The 21,975-nt window shown below is 33.1% G+C and carries 18 protein-coding genes; 5 read left to right on the top strand and 13 right to left on the bottom strand.

What is annotated here, in order from left to right:
- The first annotated feature begins 48 nt into the window (after positions 1-48).
- The 3 genes from ACKI42_RS03445 to ACKI42_RS03435 all read left to right on the top strand — a co-directional run bounded on the left by ACKI42_RS03445 (position 49) and on the right by ACKI42_RS03435 (position 4,740).
- A complete protein-coding gene (locus tag ACKI42_RS03445) occupies positions 49-1,086 on the top strand; it encodes a PLP-dependent cysteine synthase family protein (protein WP_407402480.1) in 1,038 nt (345 codons plus the stop codon).
- An 85-nt stretch (positions 1,087-1,171) separates the two neighbouring features.
- Entirely contained in the window at positions 1,172-2,434 is a 1,263-nt protein-coding gene (locus ACKI42_RS03440) for an aminotransferase class I/II-fold pyridoxal phosphate-dependent enzyme (RefSeq protein WP_407402478.1), read from the top strand.
- Between the two features lie 113 nt (positions 2,435-2,547).
- On the top strand, positions 2,548-4,740 hold the full coding sequence (locus tag ACKI42_RS03435; RefSeq protein ID WP_407402476.1) for a B12-binding domain-containing radical SAM protein: 2,193 nt from the start codon (positions 2,548-2,550) through the stop codon (positions 4,738-4,740).
- A gap of 200 nt (positions 4,741-4,940) precedes the next feature.
- Here the strand turns inward: ACKI42_RS03435 and ACKI42_RS03430 are convergent, their stop codons facing one another.
- The 3 genes from ACKI42_RS03430 to atpD form a co-directional block, all read right to left on the bottom strand.
- The gene (locus tag ACKI42_RS03430) at positions 4,941-5,714 is read right to left on the bottom strand and encodes a hypothetical protein (RefSeq protein ID WP_407402474.1); all 774 of its coding nucleotides are present in this window, start codon (positions 5,712-5,714) and stop codon (positions 4,941-4,943) included.
- A gap of 83 nt (positions 5,715-5,797) precedes the next feature.
- Positions 5,798-6,079: a FoF1 ATP synthase subunit delta/epsilon gene (locus ACKI42_RS03425; protein WP_407402472.1), complete on the bottom strand. Its 282-nt coding sequence runs from the start codon at positions 6,077-6,079 to the stop codon at positions 5,798-5,800.
- A 96-nt stretch (positions 6,080-6,175) separates the two neighbouring features.
- Positions 6,176-7,684, bottom strand: a complete 1,509-nt coding sequence (gene atpD, locus ACKI42_RS03420) for a F0F1 ATP synthase subunit beta (protein WP_407402647.1) — start codon at positions 7,682-7,684, stop codon at positions 6,176-6,178.
- 313 nt (positions 7,685-7,997) lie between these two features.
- Between atpD and ACKI42_RS03415 the strand changes: the two genes are divergently transcribed.
- The gene (locus ACKI42_RS03415; RefSeq protein WP_407402470.1) at positions 7,998-8,918 is read left to right on the top strand and encodes a bifunctional riboflavin kinase/FAD synthetase; all 921 of its coding nucleotides are present in this window, start codon (positions 7,998-8,000) and stop codon (positions 8,916-8,918) included.
- On the opposite strand, the gene ACKI42_RS03410 is transcribed toward ACKI42_RS03415, so the two are convergent.
- The gene (locus tag ACKI42_RS03410; RefSeq protein WP_407402468.1) at positions 8,915-9,274 is read right to left on the bottom strand and encodes an MmcQ/YjbR family DNA-binding protein; all 360 of its coding nucleotides are present in this window, start codon (positions 9,272-9,274) and stop codon (positions 8,915-8,917) included. The two genes, ACKI42_RS03415 and ACKI42_RS03410, sit on opposite strands and share 4 nt — an antisense overlap.
- A 91-nt stretch (positions 9,275-9,365) precedes the next feature.
- Here ACKI42_RS03410 and ACKI42_RS03405 point away from each other — a divergent pair, with 91 nt between their 5' ends.
- Positions 9,366-10,010, top strand: coding sequence for an NAD(P)H-binding protein (locus tag ACKI42_RS03405; protein ID WP_407402466.1), 645 nt, complete (start codon positions 9,366-9,368; stop codon positions 10,008-10,010).
- Between the two features lie 19 nt (positions 10,011-10,029).
- Here ACKI42_RS03405 and ACKI42_RS03400 read toward each other — a convergent pair whose 3' ends face one another.
- From ACKI42_RS03400 to ACKI42_RS03360, 9 genes are all read right to left on the bottom strand, one after another.
- Positions 10,030-10,605, bottom strand: coding sequence for a glutathione peroxidase (locus ACKI42_RS03400; protein WP_407402464.1), 576 nt, complete (start codon positions 10,603-10,605; stop codon positions 10,030-10,032).
- Between the two features lie 32 nt (positions 10,606-10,637).
- Positions 10,638-11,300 (bottom strand): histidine kinase, encoded by a 663-nt coding sequence (locus ACKI42_RS03395; protein ID WP_407402462.1) that lies wholly within the window; start codon positions 11,298-11,300, stop codon positions 10,638-10,640.
- 354 nt (positions 11,301-11,654) lie between these two features.
- Complete coding sequence (kdsB, locus tag ACKI42_RS03390) at positions 11,655-12,377, bottom strand: 3-deoxy-manno-octulosonate cytidylyltransferase (protein WP_407402460.1); 723 nt, start codon at positions 12,375-12,377, stop codon at positions 11,655-11,657.
- Positions 12,378-12,568: 191 nt separating this feature from the next.
- Positions 12,569-15,406: a VIT domain-containing protein gene (locus ACKI42_RS03385; RefSeq protein ID WP_407402458.1), complete on the bottom strand. Its 2,838-nt coding sequence runs from the start codon at positions 15,404-15,406 to the stop codon at positions 12,569-12,571.
- Between the two features lie 3 nt (positions 15,407-15,409).
- Positions 15,410-16,774, bottom strand: coding sequence for a serine protease (locus ACKI42_RS03380; protein ID WP_407402456.1), 1,365 nt, complete (start codon positions 16,772-16,774; stop codon positions 15,410-15,412).
- A gap of 87 nt (positions 16,775-16,861) precedes the next feature.
- Positions 16,862-18,115 (bottom strand): pyridoxal phosphate-dependent aminotransferase, encoded by a 1,254-nt coding sequence (locus ACKI42_RS03375; RefSeq protein ID WP_407402454.1) that lies wholly within the window; start codon positions 18,113-18,115, stop codon positions 16,862-16,864.
- A gap of 15 nt (positions 18,116-18,130) precedes the next feature.
- Positions 18,131-19,009 (bottom strand): hypothetical protein, encoded by an 879-nt coding sequence (locus tag ACKI42_RS03370; RefSeq protein ID WP_407402452.1) that lies wholly within the window; start codon positions 19,007-19,009, stop codon positions 18,131-18,133.
- A gap of 39 nt (positions 19,010-19,048) precedes the next feature.
- Positions 19,049-20,764 (bottom strand): phospho-sugar mutase, encoded by a 1,716-nt coding sequence (locus tag ACKI42_RS03365; protein ID WP_407402450.1) that lies wholly within the window; start codon positions 20,762-20,764, stop codon positions 19,049-19,051.
- Positions 20,765-20,816: 52 nt separating this feature from the next.
- Positions 20,817-21,533 carry a GIN domain-containing protein gene (locus ACKI42_RS03360; protein ID WP_407402448.1) on the bottom strand — a complete coding sequence of 239 codons (717 nt, stop codon included), beginning with the start codon at positions 21,531-21,533 and terminating at the stop codon, positions 20,817-20,819.
- Positions 21,534-21,975 lie beyond the last annotated feature (442 nt).

Genomic DNA, 21,975 nt, shown 5'->3' with positions numbered 1-21,975 from the left:
TTTTTTTTGTATTTTTGCAGTCAGATTTTTATTGAAAAATAACAAATAATGAGTAATGTTTACGATAATATTCTTGGCTTAATAGGAAACACTCCTTTGGTGAGATTAAACAAGGTAACTAAAGATATTCCTGCTACTGTTTACGCCAAGATTGAATCATATAATCCTGGACATTCCACTAAAGATAGAATCGCACTTCATATAATTGAAAACGCAGAGAAGAAAGGATTGTTAAAAGAAGGATCTGTTGTAGTAGAAACTACATCTGGAAATACAGGTTTTTCTATAGCAATGGTATGTATCATAAAAGGATATAAATGTATTCTTGCAGTAAGTGATAAAACCAAAGCAGAAAAAATTGCCTACCTGAAAGCTCTTGGCGCTACAGTATATGTGTGTCCTGCGAATGTACCAGCGGATGATCCCAAATCATATTATGAAGTTGCGAAAAGAGTAGCTTCTGAAACTCCAAATTCGGTATACATCAATCAGTATTTTAATGAGCTGAATATTGATGCGCATTACCATACCACTGGTCCAGAAATTTGGGAACAGACGGAAGGTAAAGTTACCCATCTATTTGCTTGCACAGGTACAGGCGGAACGCTTTCGGGTTCTGCAAAATTTTTGAAAGAGAAGAATCCAAACATCAAAATTGTTGGTGTAGATGCAGACGGATCTATTTTGAAGAGCTTCCACGAAACTGGAGAAATTCACAAAGAGGATATACATCCTTACCAAATAGAAGGTATGGGTAAAAATCTTATTCCGGGAGCACTTTTGTTCGATAAAGTAGATGAATTTGTAAGAGTGAATGACGAAATGGCCGCATACAAAACACGCGAAATTGCTTTGAAAGAAGCTATTATGGGTGGTTATACTACTGGAGCTGTAACTCAGGGATTAACCCAGTATGCACAGTCTCATGAGTTTTCCGACAACGACGTAGTTGTCTTAATCTATCCCGATCACGGTTCTCGTTATATCACGAAAGTGTATAGCGACCAATGGATGGCTCAGCAAGGTTTTGTAAATAATTGCGTACACAATTACGACGAAGTCTTCAAGACGGAGATTATTAAATAAAATAAATTCTCTACATCAATTTCTTTTATAATATAAAGAGTTTTGATGAGAGATTAACCAAATTTACCACTTAAATTTTCTATTCATGTTAGATATTTTTGACCGTATAAAACAAAATCCTGGTCCTCTAGGACAATTTGCAGATTATGCAGAAGGCTATTTTGTTTTCCCAAAACTAGAAGGTCCTATTGGTCCAAGAATGCTTTTTCAAGGTAAAAAAGTAATTTTCTGGAGCGCAAACGATTACCTAGGATTATGTAATCATCCAGAAGTATTAGAAGCAGATGCAAAAGCGGCTGCAGAATACGGTATGTTCTACCCTATGGGAGCAAGAGCAATGTCTGGCGAAACCGAGCAACACCAACAATTAGAGAAAGAATTAGCAGAATTTACACAAAAAGATTCAGCATACTTACTTAATTTTGGTTATCAAGGAATGGTATCTACCATTGATGCCTTAGTGACGAGACATGATGTAATAGTATACGATGCAGATTCTCATGCTTGTATTATTGATGGGGTTCGCCTTCATATGGGTAAAAGCTTTACCTATAAGCATAATGATATCGAAAGTTTAGAAAAAAACTTGATGAGAGCTACAAAAGTAGCGGAAGAAAATGGTGGAGGTATTCTTGTAATTACTGAAGGAGTTTTCGGAATGAGAGGAATGCAAGGTAAGCTTAAAGAAATTTGTGATTTAAAGTCTAGATTTAATTTCAGATTATTAGTAGATGATGCTCACGGATTTGGTACACTTGGTAAAACAGGCGCTGGAGCAGGTGAAGAACAAGGATGTCAAGATCAAATTGATGTTTACTTCTCTACATTTGCAAAATCTATGGCAGGTTTCGGTGCATTTTTAGCAGGAGACAAAGAGATCATTAGATTCTTGAAATACAATCTTCGCTCTCAAATTTTTGCTAAATCTCTTACCATGCCAATGGTAATTGGAGGTTTAAAAAGATTGGAACTACTAAGATCTCGACCAGAGATTAAAGACAAATTATGGGAAAATGTTAACAAACTACAAAATGGTTTGAAATCATTGGGCTACAACTTAGGGAATACCAACACTTGTGTTACACCAGTTTTCATCCAAGGTACTACTATTGAGGCTACTCTTTTAGCAAAAGATTTAAGAGAAAACTATGGTATATTCACCTCTGTTGTTGTATATCCTGTAATTCCAAAAGGTATGATTTTGTTGAGATTAATTCCTACAGCTTCACATACAGACTCTGAAATCAACGAAACTTTGGAAGCATTTGCTGCAATTCAAGATAAATTGACATCAGGACATTACAAAGAAATAGAAAAAGAAATGCATATTGATTACAAGCAAATGTAATTTCTATTCAACATACATTATAATAAACCGTTAGAAATTTCTAGCGGTTTTTTTAAACATAATCTTCCCTTTAAAATTTAAATATTTTAAAATAAATTTGCAAAAATTATCTTTTGAAAGATCTACTACTTATCACGCCACCATTTACACAACTTAATACACCTTATCCTGCCACTGCCTATATCAAAGGATTTCTGAAAACCAAAGGTATCACTAGTTATCAGATGGATTTGGGCATTGAGGTTATTCTTAATATTTTCTCTAAAACTGGACTTCAAACAATTTTTAATAAAGAATTAGAAATTGAAGATACATCAGAAAATTCTCAAAGAATATTTGTATTGCGTGATGAATATATCAAAACAATAGATCCAGTTATAGAGTTTTTGCAAGGTAAAATTCCGACGTTGGCAAGACAAATTTGCAGCATGAATTTTTTACCAGAATCATCGAGATTCAACCAGATTGATGATCTAGAATTTGCCTATGGAAACATGGGTCTACAAGATAAGGCAAAACATTTGGCAACTTTATATTTGGAAGATTTATCTGATTACATTGTTGAAAATATTGATGCAGAATTTGGTTTTAGTAGATACGCTGAAAGATTAGGAAAAAGCGCAAATTCGTTTGAAGAATTATATAGCAAACTTTCTGATAATAAAAGTTTTATAGATCAAATTACATTATCAATACTTCATCAGAAAATAGAAGAAATTAAACCAAAATTGGTTTGTTTTTCTGTACCGTTTCCAGGAAATTTGTACTCAGCATTTCGCTGTGCCAAATATATCAAAAATAATTTTCCCAATGTAAAAGTAGCAATGGGTGGAGGTTTTCCGAATACAGAACTAAGAGAATTAAAAGATCCTCGAGTTTTTGAATTCTTTGATTTTATCACTTTGGATGATGGCGAATTACCATTAGAATTACTTTGTAAAAGTGTTCTTAATCATGAAGAAAAAATTCCGGAAGCGAAAAGAACTTTTATTTTAGAAGACAATATAGTTACTTACATTAATAATACTACACAAAGAGATTACAAACAATCTGAAGTGGGCACACCTGATTATTCAGATTTGAAGCTTGACCAGTATATTTCTGTCATAGAAGTGGCCAATCCTATGCACAGTTTGTGGAGTGATGGACGTTGGAATAAATTGACCATGGCGCATGGATGTTATTGGGGGAAATGTACTTTTTGTGATATCTCTCTAGATTATATAAAAATCTACGAACCTCTAACTGCTAAAATATTGGTAGACAGAATGGAAGAGCTGATTTCTTCTACGGGAGAAACTGGATTTCATTTTGTAGATGAGGCTGCACCACCCGCTTTGATGCGTGAAGTTGCGTTGGAAATTTTAAGACGAAATTTGGTTGTTACCTGGTGGACGAATATCAGATTTGAGAAAAGCTTCACCAAAGATCTTTGCTTTTTATTGAGAGTCTCAGGATGCATTGCTGTATCGGGAGGTTTGGAAGTAGCGAGTGATCGCTTGCTAAAATTGATTGACAAAGGAGTATCCGTAGAACAAGTTGCCCAAGTAACTAGAAATTTTACTGAGGCAGGAATTATGGTGCATGCTTATTTGATGTTTGGATATCCTACACAAACCATTCAAGAAACTATAGATTCTCTAGAGATGGTAAGACAAATGTTTGAAATGGGAATTTTGCAAAGTGCGTTCTGGCATCAATTTGCAATGACAGCACACTCACCTGTCGGATTACATCCCGAAGAATTTGGAATTACTCCATTGAAACAAGATATTTCATTTGCGAATAATGATATCGAGTTTATAGATAAGACAGGCATTGATCATGATCTATTTAGTTATGGTTTGAAAAAATCTCTTTATAATTATATGCACGGTATCAATTTTGAATTGCCACTTCAAAATTGGTTTGAATTTAAAATTCCGAAAACTTCTATACATCCAGATTATATACATGATTGTCTTTTGGAGGAAAATTTGTTTTCCTTCAAACCCAATGCAAAAATTGTTGTGATGGATAAAAATGTGGTCGCTAAAGATTTTATAAAAACTAAAAAGAAAAACTCATGGGAATATACTCAATTGACTTTTCACTTGAAAACCAATATTCTGAAAATTGAATTGGAAAAAGAGAAAGCAGATTGGCTGATTACAATGCTTGGAGAAAATTCTATAGAAAATGAAAAGAAAAATAATCTTCAATTTCTAAAAAATTCATTTGAAGAAAATCTTGAAGATTTTGAATTGTTTTGGTTCTCGAAGCCAATTCAACAATTGAAGGAATATGGAGTGATTTTGTGTTTATAATAATTAAATTCCAATATACTGCTTCAAATTTTCTAATCGCTGAGAATCGCTTAAAAAATTATTTTTTATATAAGTATAGGGATATTGAATTGTAGAGACACTTTAAAAGGTTTGTTTTTACCGTAATTTTAAAATTTAATAAAAAAAATCAGATGATATCTACGACTTAAGTATTAATTTGAGAAATTAATAGCTTAAAATTATCCTTTAATAAAATTAGGATCCATTATGACCACTCTTTCTACGAGAGATCTGTAGGTTGGAAATTTTAGTATTGAGGCTCTTCCCGACATTTCTCTGTATAATGTGAAGCTTTTTCCGTTAGCTGTTTTCAGTTGCTTGGTTGTTGTAATGTATTTGCCAATATATTTGCTATTTGCATCATAGATTTCTATATCGAGCATTGTTTTTTCGGTAATGGTACTTTCTGATCCAAAACTCACAGGCAAATTATTAAAGTACCCAACTCTTTGTCCTTTACTGAGAATTTCACCTACATTATTCACTTCAATTCCTAATTGATCTATTTTTGCTCTAATACTGTATGCATCTTTAAGTTTGGTATCCATCTTTCTTTTTGGCATTGAAGAAAAAATTTCATCCAAATTTTTAATATTTATGCCTCTTTCGTCAATTATTTTTAAGGATTTTATGGAGGTATAAACTGCTGAACTTTCCTCACCAGAAAATGCAGAAGGCGATATATAATCAATATCCAATATTTTTTCTCTATTGTAGACTCTATTAAGTTTTACATAACTATCTCTTACTGAATCTACTATACCTTTATCTACAAATTCCATTGTATAAATGGGCGTTTCCTTTAAGTCAAAAAAAGTGTACTCGCCTGCTTTATTTGAAATTTTAGCCACATGTATTCCGTCTAAAGAAATAATTCCTCGACGTGTTTTTATATTTTGAGCATTAAAAAATAGGGAAATAGATGTAAAGAGTAAAATCAACCTTAAAGTCATATGATAAAATTTTTGAGTAAGGCACAAAAAAAAGTGTAACCAAAGTTACACTTTTTTGAAAATATATTTAGCTTTTCATTTAATTATTCGCAAAGGATGATCCCTTTGTTATTATTAAATTCTATTACACCACTCTTAATTTCGTAAGAAAAAACCGAATCTTGGTCTGCTTCTTTGGTAAAATATTTAGCATATGTTTCGTTAATTGAACTAACAAATACTTTTACTTTACCTCCGACTAATGAAGACACGATTCCTGCGTGGTTATTCATAATATGAAATTCACCATTTTTACCTGGAAGCAAAACAGAATCTACATCTCCTTCGAAAATTACGAATTCTGGTGTTAAAATTTTTATATTCATTTTAATTTAGATTAAAAGATTAAAAGATTGAAGATTAAAAGATTTTTGACAAATAATGTCTCTTATCTCAGGTCTAAAAATCTTGTAACTAACTTATTAAGCGTTATCAGCTAACATTTTTTCACCAGCTTCAATAGCTTCCTCAATTGTTCCTTTCAAGTTGAAAGCAGCTTCTGGTAAGTGATCTAAAGCACCATCCATAATCATATTGAATCCTTTGATAGTATCTTTGATATCTACTAATGAACCTTTAAGACCTGTAAACTGTTCTGCAACGTGGAAAGGTTGAGATAAGAATCTTTGTACTTTTCTAGCACGGTAAACTACTGATTTATCTTCTTCAGAAAGTTCTTCCATACCTAAGATTGCGATAATATCTTGAAGAGCTTTATATCTCTGTAAGATTTCTTTTACTCTTTGTGCACAACTATAATGTTCTTCACCAATAATTTCTGGTGCTAAGATTCTAGACGTTGATGCTAATGGATCTACTGCTGGGTAGATACCTAGAGAAGCAATTTTTCTATCCAATACTGTAGTTGCATCAAGGTGAGCAAATGTAGTTGCCGGAGCAGGGTCAGTTAAATCATCCGCTGGTACATATACCGCTTGTACTGAAGTAATAGATCCGTTTTTAGTAGAAGTAATTCTCTCCTGCATCGCTCCCATCTCAGAAGCTAGTGTTGGTTGGTAACCTACCGCTGAAGGCATACGACCTAATAGTGCAGATACCTCAGAACCAGCTTGTGTAAAACGGAAAATGTTATCAACGAAGAAAAGTACATCTCTACCTTGTCCGCTATCTCCACCATCTCTATAATATTCAGCTAATGTAAGACCAGAAAGTGCTACTCTAGCTCTTGCTCCTGGTGGCTCATTCATCTGTCCGAAAACGAATGCAGCCTTAGATTCTTTCATAGCTTCTAAATCTACTTTTGAAAGATCCCAACCTCCATTTTCCATAGAGTGCATGAAATCGTCACCATATTTAATAATACCTGACTCTAACATCTCTCTCAAAAGGTCATTTCCTTCTCTCGTTCTTTCACCTACACCAGCAAAAACAGAAAGACCACCATGTCCTTTTGCAATATTGTTAATCAACTCCTGAATCAATACTGTTTTACCTACACCAGCACCACCGAACAGCCCAATTTTACCTCCTTTTGCGTAAGGTTCTACTAAGTCAATTACTTTAATACCTGTGAATAAAACTTCTGCAGAAGTTGAAAGTTGATCAAATTTTGGAGCTGGTCTGTGAATTGGTAGACCACCTTCTTTAGATATATTTTGAAGACCGTCGATAGCATCACCAACAACGTTGAATAGTCTTCCGTTGACAGCCTCTCCGATTGGCATTGTAATAGGATTACCGTACCCAATTACTTCTTGCCCTCTTTGAAGACCATCTGTAGCATCCATTGCGATACATCTTACTGTATCTTGCCCAATATGTTGTTCTACCTCTAAGACTACTTTTTCACCGTTTCCTTTAATAATTTCCAACGCATCATAAATACTTGGAATTGCTTCCACATTATTAAAAACTACGTCGATTACAGGACCAATAATTTGAGAAATTTTTCCTTTAATTTGGTTTGCCATTGCTAAATTTTTTCTTGGTGCAAATATAATGAATCTAAACAAACCTACCATTGTTAAAAAAAAGATTTTTATCATACTTTATGCATATTTTCACCTCTTATATAATACCCTACTATTTTGGAACTTATCCAATATTTTACTATACTTTTTTTTTTAGCCTAAATATTCTGAAATTTTCACCAAAAAATCAATCTTTAAAGAAATTGTAAGAAATAAAACACTACACCATTCCTATGTAGTAAAAAAATAAAGTATTCTAGAGCGCCAACATCATTATAAAGAGTTTATATTTGCATTTAAAATTTTTTTCATCTTGAAAATCTTCAAAAATTTCGCCGACTATTCTTCACTAAAGCCTTTAGCAATGTCTTTAGGAATGTTTGATGGCGTACATATTGGGCACAAATATATTATAGATCAGTTGCTTATAAAAGGAGCAAAAAACAATTTGGAAACTGCGTTGCTTACTTTTTGGCCACATCCAAGATTTGTTTTTAATCCTAACGAAAATCTCAAACTTCTTAATACCATAGATGAGAAAACAGAACTCATCGATTTGTATGGGATTGATAACTTGTTTCTTAAAGAATTTGATGAAAATTTTAGAAATCTTACAGGTGAAGAATTTATTCGCAAGATTTTGGTTGAAAAACTTAATGTAAAGTACCTTATTATTGGATACGATCATTCTTTCGGGAAAAATAAAAGTGGAAATTTCGAACTTCTAAAAAAATTATCAAAAGAATTAGACTTTGAAGTAGAACAAATGGAAGCCATCAATATCCATGAAAATAATATCAGTTCTACAAAAATTAGAAATTCACTTTTATTGGGTAATATAAAAGATGCCAATGAAATGTTAGGATATTCCTATTCTGTCTCTGGTAAAGTGGCTCATGGTAAAAAACTAGGACGTACTATTGGTTATCCAACCGCTAATATTGAAGCAGGCCATGTTAAGCTTTTACCTAAAAAAGGGGCTTATATTGTAGAAGTTTATGTTGACAATCAGTTTTATAAAGGAATGCTGAGCGTTGGTACCAATCCTACCGTTAACGGAGAAAAATTAACCGTTGAAGTTTATATTCTAGAATTTGAAGGAGATCTTTATGATCAAAATATTACTGTAAAATTCAGAGATTTCCTCCATGATGAGATAAAATTCGAAAGTTTGGAAAAATTAATCGAAAGATTAGATGAGGATAAAAAGCTGACGGAAGAATTTCAGTTTTAATTGTTATTAAAAGTTATTTCCTCTCTCATTTTCTTCGTTAAAGATTTGAATATCAAATCGTAAGAATGATCAATCAGTTTTTTTACTAAATCTATCTTTAAACCTTCTATTTCTACGGAGTTCCAATGTGTTTTGTTCATATGATAGGCACCCGAAATCTGATGGTATTGCTCTCTCAGCTCTGTACTCCAATCTGGATCTGTTTTCACAGCAATAGTGAGTGGTTGTTTTTCTAATGCCATCAAAAAAAACATTTTTCCACCTACTTTTAGCACCAATGTTTCATTATCAAAAGGAAAACTCTCTATTACAGCTACTTTAGACAGTGCATAATCTAAGATATCATTTTCATCCATTACCTTATTTTTTGATTTAAATTTGTAATCATTTCAAAAGTAGTACATTTAGACCACAGAAATCATCTTTTTAAATAAATTTCAAATTCTTATGATTGCTTTAATTATTGGTGCTACGGGCGCCACCGGAAAAGACTTAGTTCAATTTTTATTGAATGATAATGATTTTGAAAAGGTAATAGTTTTTGTAAGAAAGCCATTGAATTTTCAACATGAAAAACTTATTTCTCATATTGTAAATTTTGATAATCCAGAAGATTGGAAAGAATTTGTAAAAGGTGATGTTGCCTATTCTTGCCTCGGAACTACCTTAAAAGACGCTGGAAGCAAACCTGCACAAAGGAAAGTTGATTTTGATTATCAATATCAATTCGCAAAAATGGCGAAACAAAATCTGGTAGAAAATTATGTTTTGGTTTCCTCTTATGGTGCCAATGGTCAATCTAATGTTTTCTATTCAAGAATAAAAGGAGCATTGGAAGATGCAGTAAAACTTCTTAAATTTGACAAAACCACAATTTTCCGTCCAGGCATGTTGGATAGAACAGATTCTAAGAGAACTGCTGAAGTTTTGGGACTGAAAGTTTTAAAATTAATAAATCGTGTAGGATTACTTAAAAATCAAAAGCCTTTACCAACTTCAATATTGGCAAAAGCAATGATAAAAGCTTCAAAAGATCCATCTAATGGCTACAAAATCATTCAGTTATCTGAAATTTTTCAAAAAGCTGAATAATTATCTTTAAAATAAAAGTTTACTTTAAGTGTTTCGTGATTGCGTTATCTGTTGGCTTTGTAGTACTTACAAAAGTATCAATCAGCTTTCCGTTTTCATCAACCAAAAACTTGGTAAAATTCCACAAAATGCTTGTGTTTTTATAACCATTAAGGTCTTTATCCGTTAGATACTTGAAAATAGGCGCAATATCATCTCCTTTCACAGATACTTTAGCGGCTAAAGGAAAAGTAACGCCATAATTTTTTTGGCAAAAGGCACCAATTTCGACATTAGTTCCGGGTTCTTGTCCACCAAAATTATTTGCAGGAAAACCTATAACTACCAATTTATCTTTATATTCTTGAGATAATTTTTCTAAATCTGCATACTGAGGCGTAAAACCACATTCTGAAGCCGTATTAACGATCAGAAATTTTTTCGCTTTGAAATCGGCAAAGTTGATTTCTTTACCATCCAAACCTTCTACTTTATAGTCGTAAATTGTATTATTCATAGTTTCTACAGTATTAGCTTTTGAAATTTCTGTTTTTTGATTGGAACAACTTTGTAAAAAGAATACAAAAAGGAGCACCACGAATCCTATATTTTTCATAAGTCTACGTATTATTTTGATATTAAAAAGCCTTAAAACTTAAAAATTTCCTTGGGAAAAGCCTTATTAATATCAATTTTATTGAGTAACATTACATAATCTCCGTCCCTCTTAGAACTTGCAGATTCTATCCTGAACGGCATCACTAAGTTACCTACTTTTTTGTAATCTGAATAAGTAAGTACATCATCTTTTTTCTCCTCTTTCAGGATCATAAAAGTTTTGGTATCAAAATAATAAGTTACCTTGTTTACGTTTTTCGTAAGAACCACTTTGTGACAATATATTTCACCTACTCTCTCCTTACCCAAATATTGGGCAGCAAAACCTTTGTTTTCCCAATCTATAAAATCGTTATCAAAGCTTTCGGCTACATAATCTGGATATACTTGCAACTTGTTGGTTGCATAATTCATGGCGTAACCTTTGGTTCCATCAAAACCTTCTATTGCGGTTTCTTTGCTTCCTATAGTAAGCACAGTTTTTGTAAGGTTGGGTCTTTGCTGATATATTTTGATAGGATATTCATCTTTCACTCCTAATATCACCTTTCCCTGCAATAGCACAGAATTCAAAAGTTTCCAATTGATAAGACCACCAGAAAGTTCGATATTTTTAGCGATAATCTCTTTAGCCGTCTGAGCAGGGATTATATAAGAAATAAGAAAGATAAATAGTATGATTAATTTCTTCATTCAAACAATTTATAATTTCAAATATAGTTATTTTAGATTAACATTCATAAAAAATATACTATCTAAAGGCAAATAGAAAGGATTTGGATATTAATTTTCTACGATGTTGGGTTATTTTTAACAACTTTCCATATTTCATTTGAAAAAATGAGATCTCTATTTCGTCGGAATGACAAATTAACGATTGTCATTCCGAAAGTAGCGAAGCGTAATGAGGAATCTCTACAAATTAATGAGATTTCTCCTTCGTCGAAATGACAAATTAACGATTGTCATTCCGAAAGAAGCGAGGCGTATTGAGGAATCTCTACAAATAAAAGAAATTTCTCTTTCGTCGAAATCGCATAATAGATTTTACAAAAGTTTTCTAGCTTTCTCCAAGTCCTCAGGCGTGTCTATTCCTACTCCAACGAAATTGGTTTCAATCATTTTAATTTTCATGCCATATTCTAAATAACGGATGCATTCTATTTTTTCTGAAATTTCTAAAGGTTTCATTTCGAGTTTTGAAAACTGAAGCAATGCATGTTTTCTAAAAGCATAAACGCCAATATGCTTAAAATACTGAATATTATAATTAATTTCTCTATGGAAAGGAATTACAGAACGACTGAAATACAATGCAAATCCGTTGTTATCTGTAATTACTTTTACATTATTAGGGTTTTCTATTTCTTCTTTATCGGTAAGTTGAATCTTTAATGAAGCCAAAGAAATTTCTTGATTATGATCTTCATGAAAAACCTGAATCAATTGTTTTAGAGGTTCTAGTTTTAAGAAAGGTTCGTCACCTTGCACATTGATTACAATATCGCAATCTATATTTTGTACTGCTTCTGCAATACGATCGCTACCCGTTTCGTGTTGTCCGGTCATCACGGCTTTACCACCATGTGATTCTATTTCTTTAAAGATTATTTCTGAATCTGTAGCTACAAAAACTTCGTCGAAAAGTCCTGTTTCCACCACATTTTTATACGTTGTGGTAATGACGGTTTGATATCCTAAAATTTGCATCAATTTGCCTGGAAAACGGCTTGCCTCATATCTTGCAGGAATTACTGCTATAATTTTCATTGTTTTAAATTCTTTGGGTTACTAAATATTGATACTTAGGTGGAAAATGCGGCCCGACTTGAGCGGAAATCCTTTTTTCTGTAGGCTGAACGGAGTCGAAGCCGACAAAAAAAAGATTGGGAGCGGAAGGCGGTATTGTCTGCCATAAAAAAAGCCGAAGTACAAAACTTCGGCAATTTATAGGATTTTTTCTAGAACTCAAATTCTCCAATAAGAATTTTGCTGTCTTTTTCTAGTTTGTTCTCTTTCTGACTCTGGAAAACGGCAATTTTGCGTTCTTGTCGGCCATCCGAATAATGAAGATATACTTCCGCCATCACCGTGGTAGGACCCGAAAGGCGGTTTTGTCTTTCTCCAAAGAAATTGGTTTTAATCTTGTATTTACCTTTCACCGCATTTTTAAGTAAAAACTGCTCTGGTCCGAATCCTTGCGTAAAATCGTTGCTCAATCTGCCGCCAATCTGAGTGGATTTTTGACTATAAGAACAATCTTCGCCGCGAGGATCTGTCACCCATAGGTCGATATCGGTATTGTCTTTGTTCCAATTGATAACAACGCGAATATCTACAGGTAGATCGGCTTTCAAACGATCGTCTATCTTGCTTCCGTCTACATTTTTGTTCATTTTGAGGATATTATTAATCTCCATGATCAGAATTTCCTCGATTCCGTTATCTCTAGAAGAAATCTCGTCTGTAAACTCTTGGTACAATAGAGATTTGTAAATATTCAGCGCTTCTTGAGGTTTTTTGTTATCTACCAAAGCCAATGCGTAATCTCTATGACTTTGCGCATCAAACGGCCTCCACTCTAGAATTTTTTGTGTAATCCAAAGTTCTTTGTCGTAGTTTCCGCGCTGTTTTAGCAAGTAATAAATAGTTTTATACAATTCTTCGTTCTCCAAATCTAGTTCTGCCAATGTGCTTAGAACCTTTAGAGAAAGCTCTTTGTTGCCTTTTTTGAAAAGAAGTTTGGAAATATCGAAATAGTAAGAAACTTCTTTCTCGTGTTTTGGACGATTTTCTAAATATTTTTGATAAATAACTTCCGCAGATTGAAGATTATGAAAATCTTTCATGTACTCCTCGTTGCTTTCTACATCAACTAAAGTAATTTTCCCAGTAGGTTTGCTTGCTATAGATTTCTCACTAGAAACTTCCATCGCCATATCAGCCATAGGAGCACTTGATGCACTAGCAGATTTGTTGCTCATCCTTTCAGAACTCCTTTCTTCTGATACAGACTGATTCACCACTTTTGGATATTCTTTTTTCTCTACAGGCTTGAAATCTGTGTTCCACCAAGTTTTGAGTTCTCTTGTTTTATCGAATGCTTTGGAAAGAAGATTTCTTCTTTGTTCTAAAGCTCTGCCTTTATTCAGAGTAATAATTCTTTGATAATCTGCCTGAAGCTCTTGTGGTGGGGAGATTTTATATCTTACATAATCATCAATGTTTTCTAAAACAATAAGACTGGTATTTTTACTTACAACACCAAATTGTTCGCTTAAGTTTTTGATTTCTTGACGATTTTGAGTGGAATTCAATTCTAATTCATTGATTTTTCTTTGCGCCCAAAACTGTGAAATTTGCCAATTTTCTACTTGTGAAGCATTGCTAAAATCTACAGGAATCTCATAATTATTGTTTCCAACAGAGAACATAGCAGTTAGTTTTCCTAGATTAGAACCAGAAATACCGAATATATTTAAAGGCTCAGAAACAACGGAACCCACGCTTGGATATAACTCTTTGGTCTCTACTTTTTCTTTGAAACCCAAAAATTTTACGGGAAGCTTTTTATAAGTTTTAAGTGCTGATTGCGTATCAGATTCGTTGAGATTGATAAAATTACCTCCAGATTGGGAAGATAAAAGTTTAAGCAAATTAAAATCCGAAGTTGGCGTACTGGTAATGCTATTCAGAGGTTTTTTGAAACGCATGGTAAGATCTCCAAAATTGGAAATTCCATCTGAAAATAATAAATATTCTTCTGCGCCCGCAACTTCTTTTAGAGCACCAAAATCTGTTCCTCCGTCGTATTTTAAATTTAATATTTTTGATTTTAAACTACTCCAATCTCCACTAGAAATATTGAATTCTTCTGCTTTTTCGAGTGTATTATTCAGCAAAACAAGCGAAACTGCCACGTTTTTATGGTCTTGAAAATAAGCATTAAGGAAATCTAATTCTTTATCTCGATTTCTTTTTGAACCACTAAAAGAATTATCCCAAATAATGGCAATTTTCTGCGATTTTGGTTTTTCTTTAATAGGAAAATCGGTTGCCAAATTGGTAGCAAAATAGAATTGATTGCCTGTTGCCTTCTGCAAAACTACATTAGAAGTTTCTTTTGCCTTTGGAATTGTTATTTTTAAACTTTCATTTGGTGCAAAATTATCTTTGTTGATTTCTGCAACCCATTGTTTTCCTTGTTTTTGAAAAGCAAAACTTCCATCAGGATTTTCTGTAATCTTTGGAATGCTAGCACCATCATTAATCCAAACTTTTAAAGCAAATTTTGGAATTTTTGTAGCATTTGCAAAGCTTAAATTGTATTGATAATCTGATGAAGTATTTTTCAATTCTTGATGATACGTAATCTGCACTGTTCTTGTTCCTTTTTCTGGAAGCGGATAAATTCTTGTTCTAAAGTTATTACCTTCCACTTTTTCTATAATACCGGGATCTACATTTCTTCTTTCTATACTTTCGAAGACTTCTTTTGCTCTTTCCTTAGGCACTGGAACAGCATTTCGCATTTTTCCGTTGATATCTAAAGCGTAACCACTTACCGAAACCCCTTCAGGTAGTGGAAAAGTAAGTGTACCTTCCAAAATTCTATCGCTAGGATTGTAAAAAACATAGGTTGCTGTTGTGGTTGCAAGGTTTCCTAATATTTTAGTGTCGAATTTTGCTTCTTGAAGAATTACAGGATTCGTTTTTTCATTCCCAATTTTTAAGGTAGGAATCTGCGCATATGCTGCCGAAAATAAGACGAGCGCGCAGGCGTTAACCATTTTATTCATATTCTATTGTGTTTTATCTGTTAATTTTTCTTCCTGCAAACCTACTCTACTAGCTAAAAAGGGATAAATAGAGTTGATTTTTTTGGTTACAATTCCGAAATTATATCCTTGTATTTTTTCAATTCCACTAAAATTAACTGCAATAAGTTGTCCACAATGATTGAATATAGGCGAACCACTAGCTCCATTCGTAGAAGTTACACTATACTGAATCTTTGTACCATCAGTCTCTTTGCTGATTTGACCGTTGTACAACTGCACTTTTACCCCAGAACTCGTCAGTGCCAAATCTTCACCCAAAGGATAACCAATCATCACTGCTTTTTCTCCAGGCTGAATAGAACTATCATCGACTACTGCGTTTTTCAAATCTATAATGTTAACAACACTGTTTGGAGTTTCTTTGCTTACTAATTGTAGTACGCCAAGGTCTACACTTGGATCTTCTGATAATTTACCTATTGTACAAGGCAACCATTCGTCTGTAGAATTGTGTAGAGCCACAGAAATATCAACGGTTTTCATATACACTTCTATATCATCCTCTGAAACATAATTCTTGTGCGGTATAGACGCTGCAATATCGTCTACACTCACAACAGTGGAATCTACTGTAGCATCTGCAGAGGTTACAAAATCTTCACCATGGTTTTCTTCGCTGCCTTCATCATGATAATCTCCTCCTTCCTCATAGTATTCGGAACTTGCATTCCCCCAATTGGATGCTATAAAAGTTTCATAACCGTCTGGTTGTATATCTGTGGTAAGGATGGAAGCAATTTTTCTTCTCATATTAGAAATGTTCGTATATATTTCCTCATTTCCTTCATTGCTAGTCCAAGGTCTTAAAACATGACTATTAGATATCATACTTCCTTTTTTATCAATAAAAAAAGCAGTTCCGTAGAGCACTTGTTCTGTAGCTTCGGGTACATTAAGTTGAATTTCTTTACCATTTATCTTTGCGAAATAGGCATAACGATGCTTTACCATCACTACAGCATCTTTATAAGCTTCATAAATTTTGGTATCACTATCTAAACAAACATTTTCTGTAGCCACAACTGCCGGTTTTTTGAAATAAGGATACCCAAAATAACCCGCTGCCCCCAAAATAACGATTCCACCCAGCGTAAAAAATGCTATTTTGTAGCCGTTTTTTTTCTTTTTTTCGGGAGTTGAAATAGGAGTTGGTTTAACTTCTTCTATTGGAGTATCAACAATTTTTGGCTCTTCAAAAATAGGTTCACTGTTTTCTTCAATGTTAGAATCTGCTTTTACCACTTCATCTAGGTGATTATTTTCGTCAATCTGATTTTCTATTTCTGGCTTTTTGTTGTTTTCTAAATCGTTTTCTAAATTTTCCATTTGTGTGTTTGGATTTAATTTTTCATAAAAAAAGTTGATTCTTAAGAAAAGAATCAACTTAGTATAAATTTATAAATAAAAATTTAATTATTTCAATTTATGTAGAGCTATTTCAAGTTTTGGCATCATAGCATCAATTTCGTTGGTTGCAAGTCCTCCTACAGAAGCACGGAACCAAGGTGTAGATTTTTCTTCACCAAATGCTGAGAATGGTACTAATGCTACCCCAGCCTCATTAATTAAGTAAAATACCAAGTCTGAAGAATCGTTAATTACAGTTCCGTCTGGTTTTGTTCTACCAATAAAATCTAGTTTAATGGTAAGATACAAAGCTCCCATTGGCTGTATACTATCTACAGGTAATCCTTTTTCCTTCAGATTTTGCATTCCTGCGTGAAGTACTTTTAGGCTTTCTTCTAATTTTCCTTTGAAATCTGTGATAAATGCATCTACATCATCAGCATTTTGGAAATATTTTGCAGTAGCTTCTTGCTCTGGTTTTGGTGCCCAAGCTCCAACGTGAGTGAGAAGTGCTTTCATTTTGTCGATAATATGAGAAGGACCGAATCCCCAACCTACTCTGACTCCAGTTGCTGCAAGACATTTAGAAATACCATCAATATAGATTGTATATTCTCTCATTTCAGGAAATAGAGATACTGGATCTACATGTTTTGCTCCAAAAGTAAGATTAGAATAAATCTGATCGTACATTAGATACAAAGGTTTTTGATCTGCTCCTCTATTTTTGTTTTCAGCGATAATCAATTCACAAATTTCTCTTAATTGCTCTTCTGTAAACATTGTTCCAGTAGGATTAAGAGGAGAACAAAGCGCAACCATCACTGCACCAGACAAATGAGGTTTTAAATCTTCTGCTGTAGGCAGGAAGTTGTTTTCTTGTTTGGTTCTTACTTCGATAGCATCTGCAGAAGTAAGGTAAGCATAATGATTATTGTTCCAAGAAGGTGTAGGATAGATTACTTTATCGCCTGCGTCAACAATAGTTTTGTAAACAGCATAGATTAAAGGTCTAGAACCAGCAGTAATCAAAATATCATTGGCATCGTAGTCTAGATTCCATCTTTTTTTCAAGTCTTTAGAGACTTCATTTCTTAATGATAAAAGTCCGTTTGCAGGAGGATAATTTGTCAAATTATTCTGATAGGCTTTCTGTATTTCTTCCTTCAATAATGCAGGTATCGGGTATATATTAGAATTCAAATCCCCAATTGTAAGATTGGCTATCTCTGCTCCCTTCGCCTTTAAATCATTTACTTCATTACCAATTTTTACGATTTCCGAACCAATAAGGTTCGCTGCTAATTTTGAAACTTTCACTTTATTTAAATTTATTTAATTTTCTTTTGCAATATGCAGTCTTTGTCGAATGTCTGCATGAGGAACTTTTGCTTCCAAAAGACTCATCAATTCTTTAGCTTTTTGGGTTACATTCGAGTTAGGATATTTTTTAATTATTCTCTTAAATTCTTCTTTATTTTCATCATATAATACACCTGTAGAATATTCGAAAGTTGGTGTATTGTCCATTCCAAATAGATAATCATACAAATAATCATCATAAGTTTCCTTAGCTTTATTCACTAAAGAATTGTTAGGATACTTTTTAATAAAATCTTCCCAAAAAATAACTCTATCTCCCAATTCTTTCCATGAAATTGTGATTCCTGCATCTGCGGAATATAGACTTTCACTTTCTTTAGATAATTGTTCGAGATAGGTGTTATAATCTGGAGTAACTTTATTTTTGAATAGAGAATAATAGTGCTTAGGAAATGACCAAATTTCGGTGTAACCTTCACCTACTTCTACAAATTTCAAATCTGCTGTTTTAAGTTCACCTATTGCTTTTTTAATATTCTCAGGAAATTTATAGCCATTTCTTTCAGGATCATAGTAATTGATGTATTCATCTAAAATTTTACCTAAATTTCCACTTAAACACTCAATATATTTGCTACGAATCTTCGTATAATCTACGTATAATTGATTGTTTTGTTCAGGAGAATTTTGAGCAACTTGCTTTTCAATATCTTTTTGATACCATTGAAGAGATTTGATGTAATCCTCAGTTTTATGTGTAGAAGAACAAGCAGTATCAACAGGTTTATACTGATCTTCTTGTGTTTTAATTTTCGTAATAGAATCGTTTACTGGTTTTATATCAGAAGCCGTAGTTTCCTTTTTACAGGAAACTACAGCTATATACAGCATGCAAACTGTTATAATTTGTTTGATCATTATATCTGAATATTAATTCAGTTGTAAATTTGTTTTAATAGCTGCAATTTTAGCTTCTAAAACACTTAATTTATCTTTAAAATCCGCTTGTGAAGATATAGAATCCTTCACAGAAACATAAAATTTAATTTTTGGCTCTGTTCCAGAAGGTCGTACACAGACCTTTGTGCCATCTTGAGTATAATAGATAAGAACGTTAGATTTCGGAATTTCATCCATTACGTTTTTCTCATTTTTAAAAACATTAAGACAAGTTTGCTCTTTGAAATCTTTAACTTCTTCTACTAATGAACCAGCCAATTCTTTTGGAGGATTTTCACGGAAGTTTTTCATCATTTGCTGAATTTCTTCTGCGCCATCTCTTCCTTTTCTTACCAAGTTAATCAAACCTTCGTAGTACATTCCTGTTTCTTGGTAGATTTCAATCATGTATTCGTACATTGTTTTGCCATTGGCTTTACACCAAGCTGCAATTTCGCAAGCCAAAACAATACTTCCACCAGAATCTTTATCTCTTACAAAATCTCCTGTCATAAATCCGAAACTTTCTTCACCACCGCAAACAAATTTCTCTTCTCCTTCAAAATCACGAATCATTTTTCCAATCCATTTGAATCCTGTAAGACCTACTTTGCAATCTACACCGAACTTTTTGGCAATATCAAAGAAAATATCTGAAGTTACAATGGTAGAACCAATAAATTCTTTACCAGTAATTTTTCCTTGCTTTTTCCATTGGTCTAGAATATAGTACGTAAGAATTGTATTACATTGATTACCGTTTAGCAATTGAATCTCGCCTTCTAGATTTCTAACTGCAATACCCAATCTGTCTCCGTCTGGATCTGTACCAATAACGATATCAGCATTGGTAATTCTAGCTAGATCCATTGCCATTTCTAGCGCGGCTGGCTCTTCTGGGTTTGGAGAATCTACCGTTGGGAAGTTACCACTAGGAATCATTTGTTCCTTCACCAGATCTATTTTCTTGAAACCAGCTTTTTCCAAGATTTTTGGAACTGTAGTATAGGTAGTCCCATGAATAGATGTAAAAACAATATTTAGGTTTTCTCTTCCGATATTTTGGTATGTAGAGTTTTCTATACAAGCGTTGATATAAACATCATCTTGTTCTTCGCCAATCCACTCGATTAAATCATCATTTCCGTTGAATTTTATTTCCTCAAACTTTACAGAATAAACTTCTTTGATGATGGCTTCGTCATTCGGTGGCACAATCTGAGCTCCATCATTCCAATAAACTTTGTAACCATTGTATTCTGGCGGATTGTGAGACGCTGTAAGTACAATACCACCGTTGCATTTTTTATCTCTTACTGTAAATGATAATTCAGGTGTTGGTCTGTGATTTTTGAATAATAAAACCTTGATTCCGTTAGCCGTTAAAACATCAGCTACCAATTTCCCAAATTCTTTTGAGTTGTTTCTTACATCATATGCGATAGCTACTTTAATTTCTTCACCGGGAAATTGCTGTAACATATAGTTAGCTAATCCTTGTGTAGCTTGTCCTAGCGTGTATTTGTTGAGTCTATTAGTTCCTACACCCATTATCCCACGCATTCCTCCTGTGCCAAATTCTAGTTCTCTATAGAAAGAATCTTCCAAATCTGGAGAATTACTGTCTATCAAAGCTTGTACAGCGTCTTGCGTTTCTTTATCGAATGTATCGCTCAGCCAAAGTTGAGCTTTTTCTAATGTAGTCATATAGTGTAGTGTTTTTATTAAATTGTATATAGATCCAAAAAATATTTGAATTCTAGTTTAGATTTTTTTGATCAATTTTTGTAGATTTTTCCGCTTTGAAGAGACGAATGGGATCATTGTAATACAACAACTTTGCAGTATTAATTATTTTACCCTTCAACGAATCTTTAACGTTAACTTCTGCGTAGTTTCCATTTTTAGAATCCAAATCTAAGTTAGTAATTTTCCAATATGGCGCGATAAGGCTCGCCGTATCCGATATTTTGATGTAAGCATTTTTGGTCTCTCCAAGAAAATTGGCTCTACTTCTATTCAGCATTTCAATCTCAGCTTTTCTAGTATTTACAGAACCCATAAAGGATGTATTATTCTTCATGTTGAGCCTAAAATTGTCCGTTTTTATTTCGCTAGAAATATTCATTTCTATAGAATCAGATAGCGAAATTTTCTCTACATTAGATTTAGAATAAATGGTAACATTATAGAAATCTACACCTTGTGTTTTTCTATCTTCTTTAATGGAAAGTATTTTATTATCCACATCTACATCAAGATTCTTGGCGATATTGGGATAGGTTTCTATCTGAACAAAATTTTTGGGACCACGTGCATAGAATACTCGAAATTTACCTTCTAATTCTAAGCTCGTAAAATCCTCTACAGTAATGTCTTTTGTTTCTAAATTGCCTTTTGGAGTAATTTTACCACATGAATATAGGGTAATAGTTGCTAATAAAAGCAGTAAGATAAATTTATGATTAAATTTCATTGATATAAAAATTATAAAAGAATAAAAACTCATTCTTCAATTTGAATAGCAAAGATAAATAAAATCGCTTGCTCAAACGAGATGCTTGAACAGAAAAACTTATAAAATATTCTTAAAATTGAGGTTTAATAAGGTGATTCTTCCTTCTTTTATTACAAAATTGTATGTTTTAGCAAACTTTAAACTATTAACCATTTTAACGAATGGTTTAGATCTCATTTAAATAAAAACAAAATGGATTCCAAATCTCGTAAGGGTTCATCAACACCTTATCATACTTTTGTATAAATATATATTTATGTATAATACCCCTACAAAACTGGACCAGTAGTTAAGTTGAAAAATATTAACTTTAAACAAGTCCAAAATTATGAAAACAGGAAGACGTAAATTCGATTCAGTCTTTAAGGCTAAAGTAGCTCTTGAATCATTAAAAGAACGT

Source organism: Chryseobacterium sp. (assembly GCF_045629545.1).
In the GTDB taxonomy this organism is placed as follows: Bacteria; Bacteroidota; Bacteroidia; order Flavobacteriales; family Weeksellaceae; genus Chryseobacterium.
This window is presented reverse-complemented; position numbering and strand designations above follow the sequence as displayed.

Coding starts and splice junctions, on each gene's coding strand:
- ACKI42_RS03365 (WP_407402450.1), bottom strand. CDS start 20,764: ATGACTACATTAGAAAAAGCTCAACTTTGGCTGAGCGATACATTCGAT.
- ACKI42_RS03380 (WP_407402456.1), bottom strand. CDS start 16,774: ATGGAAAATTTAGAAAACGATTTAGAAAACAACAAAAAGCCAGAAATA.
- ACKI42_RS03430 (WP_407402474.1), bottom strand. CDS start 5,714: ATGACTTTAAGGTTGATTTTACTCTTTACATCTATTTCCCTATTTTTT.
- ACKI42_RS03395 (WP_407402462.1), bottom strand. CDS start 11,300: ATGAAGAAATTAATCATACTATTTATCTTTCTTATTTCTTATATAATC.
- ACKI42_RS03370 (WP_407402452.1), bottom strand. CDS start 19,009: ATGCTGTATATAGCTGTAGTTTCCTGTAAAAAGGAAACTACGGCTTCT.
- ACKI42_RS03405 (WP_407402466.1), top strand. CDS start 9,366: ATGATTGCTTTAATTATTGGTGCTACGGGCGCCACCGGAAAAGACTTA.
- atpD (WP_407402647.1), bottom strand. CDS start 7,684: ATGGCAAACCAAATTAAAGGAAAAATTTCTCAAATTATTGGTCCTGTA.
- kdsB (WP_407402460.1), bottom strand. CDS start 12,377: ATGAAAATTATAGCAGTAATTCCTGCAAGATATGAGGCAAGCCGTTTT.
- ACKI42_RS03400 (WP_407402464.1), bottom strand. CDS start 10,605: ATGAAAAATATAGGATTCGTGGTGCTCCTTTTTGTATTCTTTTTACAA.
- ACKI42_RS03440 (WP_407402478.1), top strand. CDS start 1,172: ATGTTAGATATTTTTGACCGTATAAAACAAAATCCTGGTCCTCTAGGA.
- ACKI42_RS03410 (WP_407402468.1), bottom strand. CDS start 9,274: ATGGATGAAAATGATATCTTAGATTATGCACTGTCTAAAGTAGCTGTA.
- ACKI42_RS03425 (WP_407402472.1), bottom strand. CDS start 6,079: ATGAATATAAAAATTTTAACACCAGAATTCGTAATTTTCGAAGGAGAT.
- ACKI42_RS03360 (WP_407402448.1), bottom strand. CDS start 21,533: ATGAAATTTAATCATAAATTTATCTTACTGCTTTTATTAGCAACTATT.
- ACKI42_RS03445 (WP_407402480.1), top strand. CDS start 49: ATGAGTAATGTTTACGATAATATTCTTGGCTTAATAGGAAACACTCCT.
- ACKI42_RS03385 (WP_407402458.1), bottom strand. CDS start 15,406: ATGAATAAAATGGTTAACGCCTGCGCGCTCGTCTTATTTTCGGCAGCA.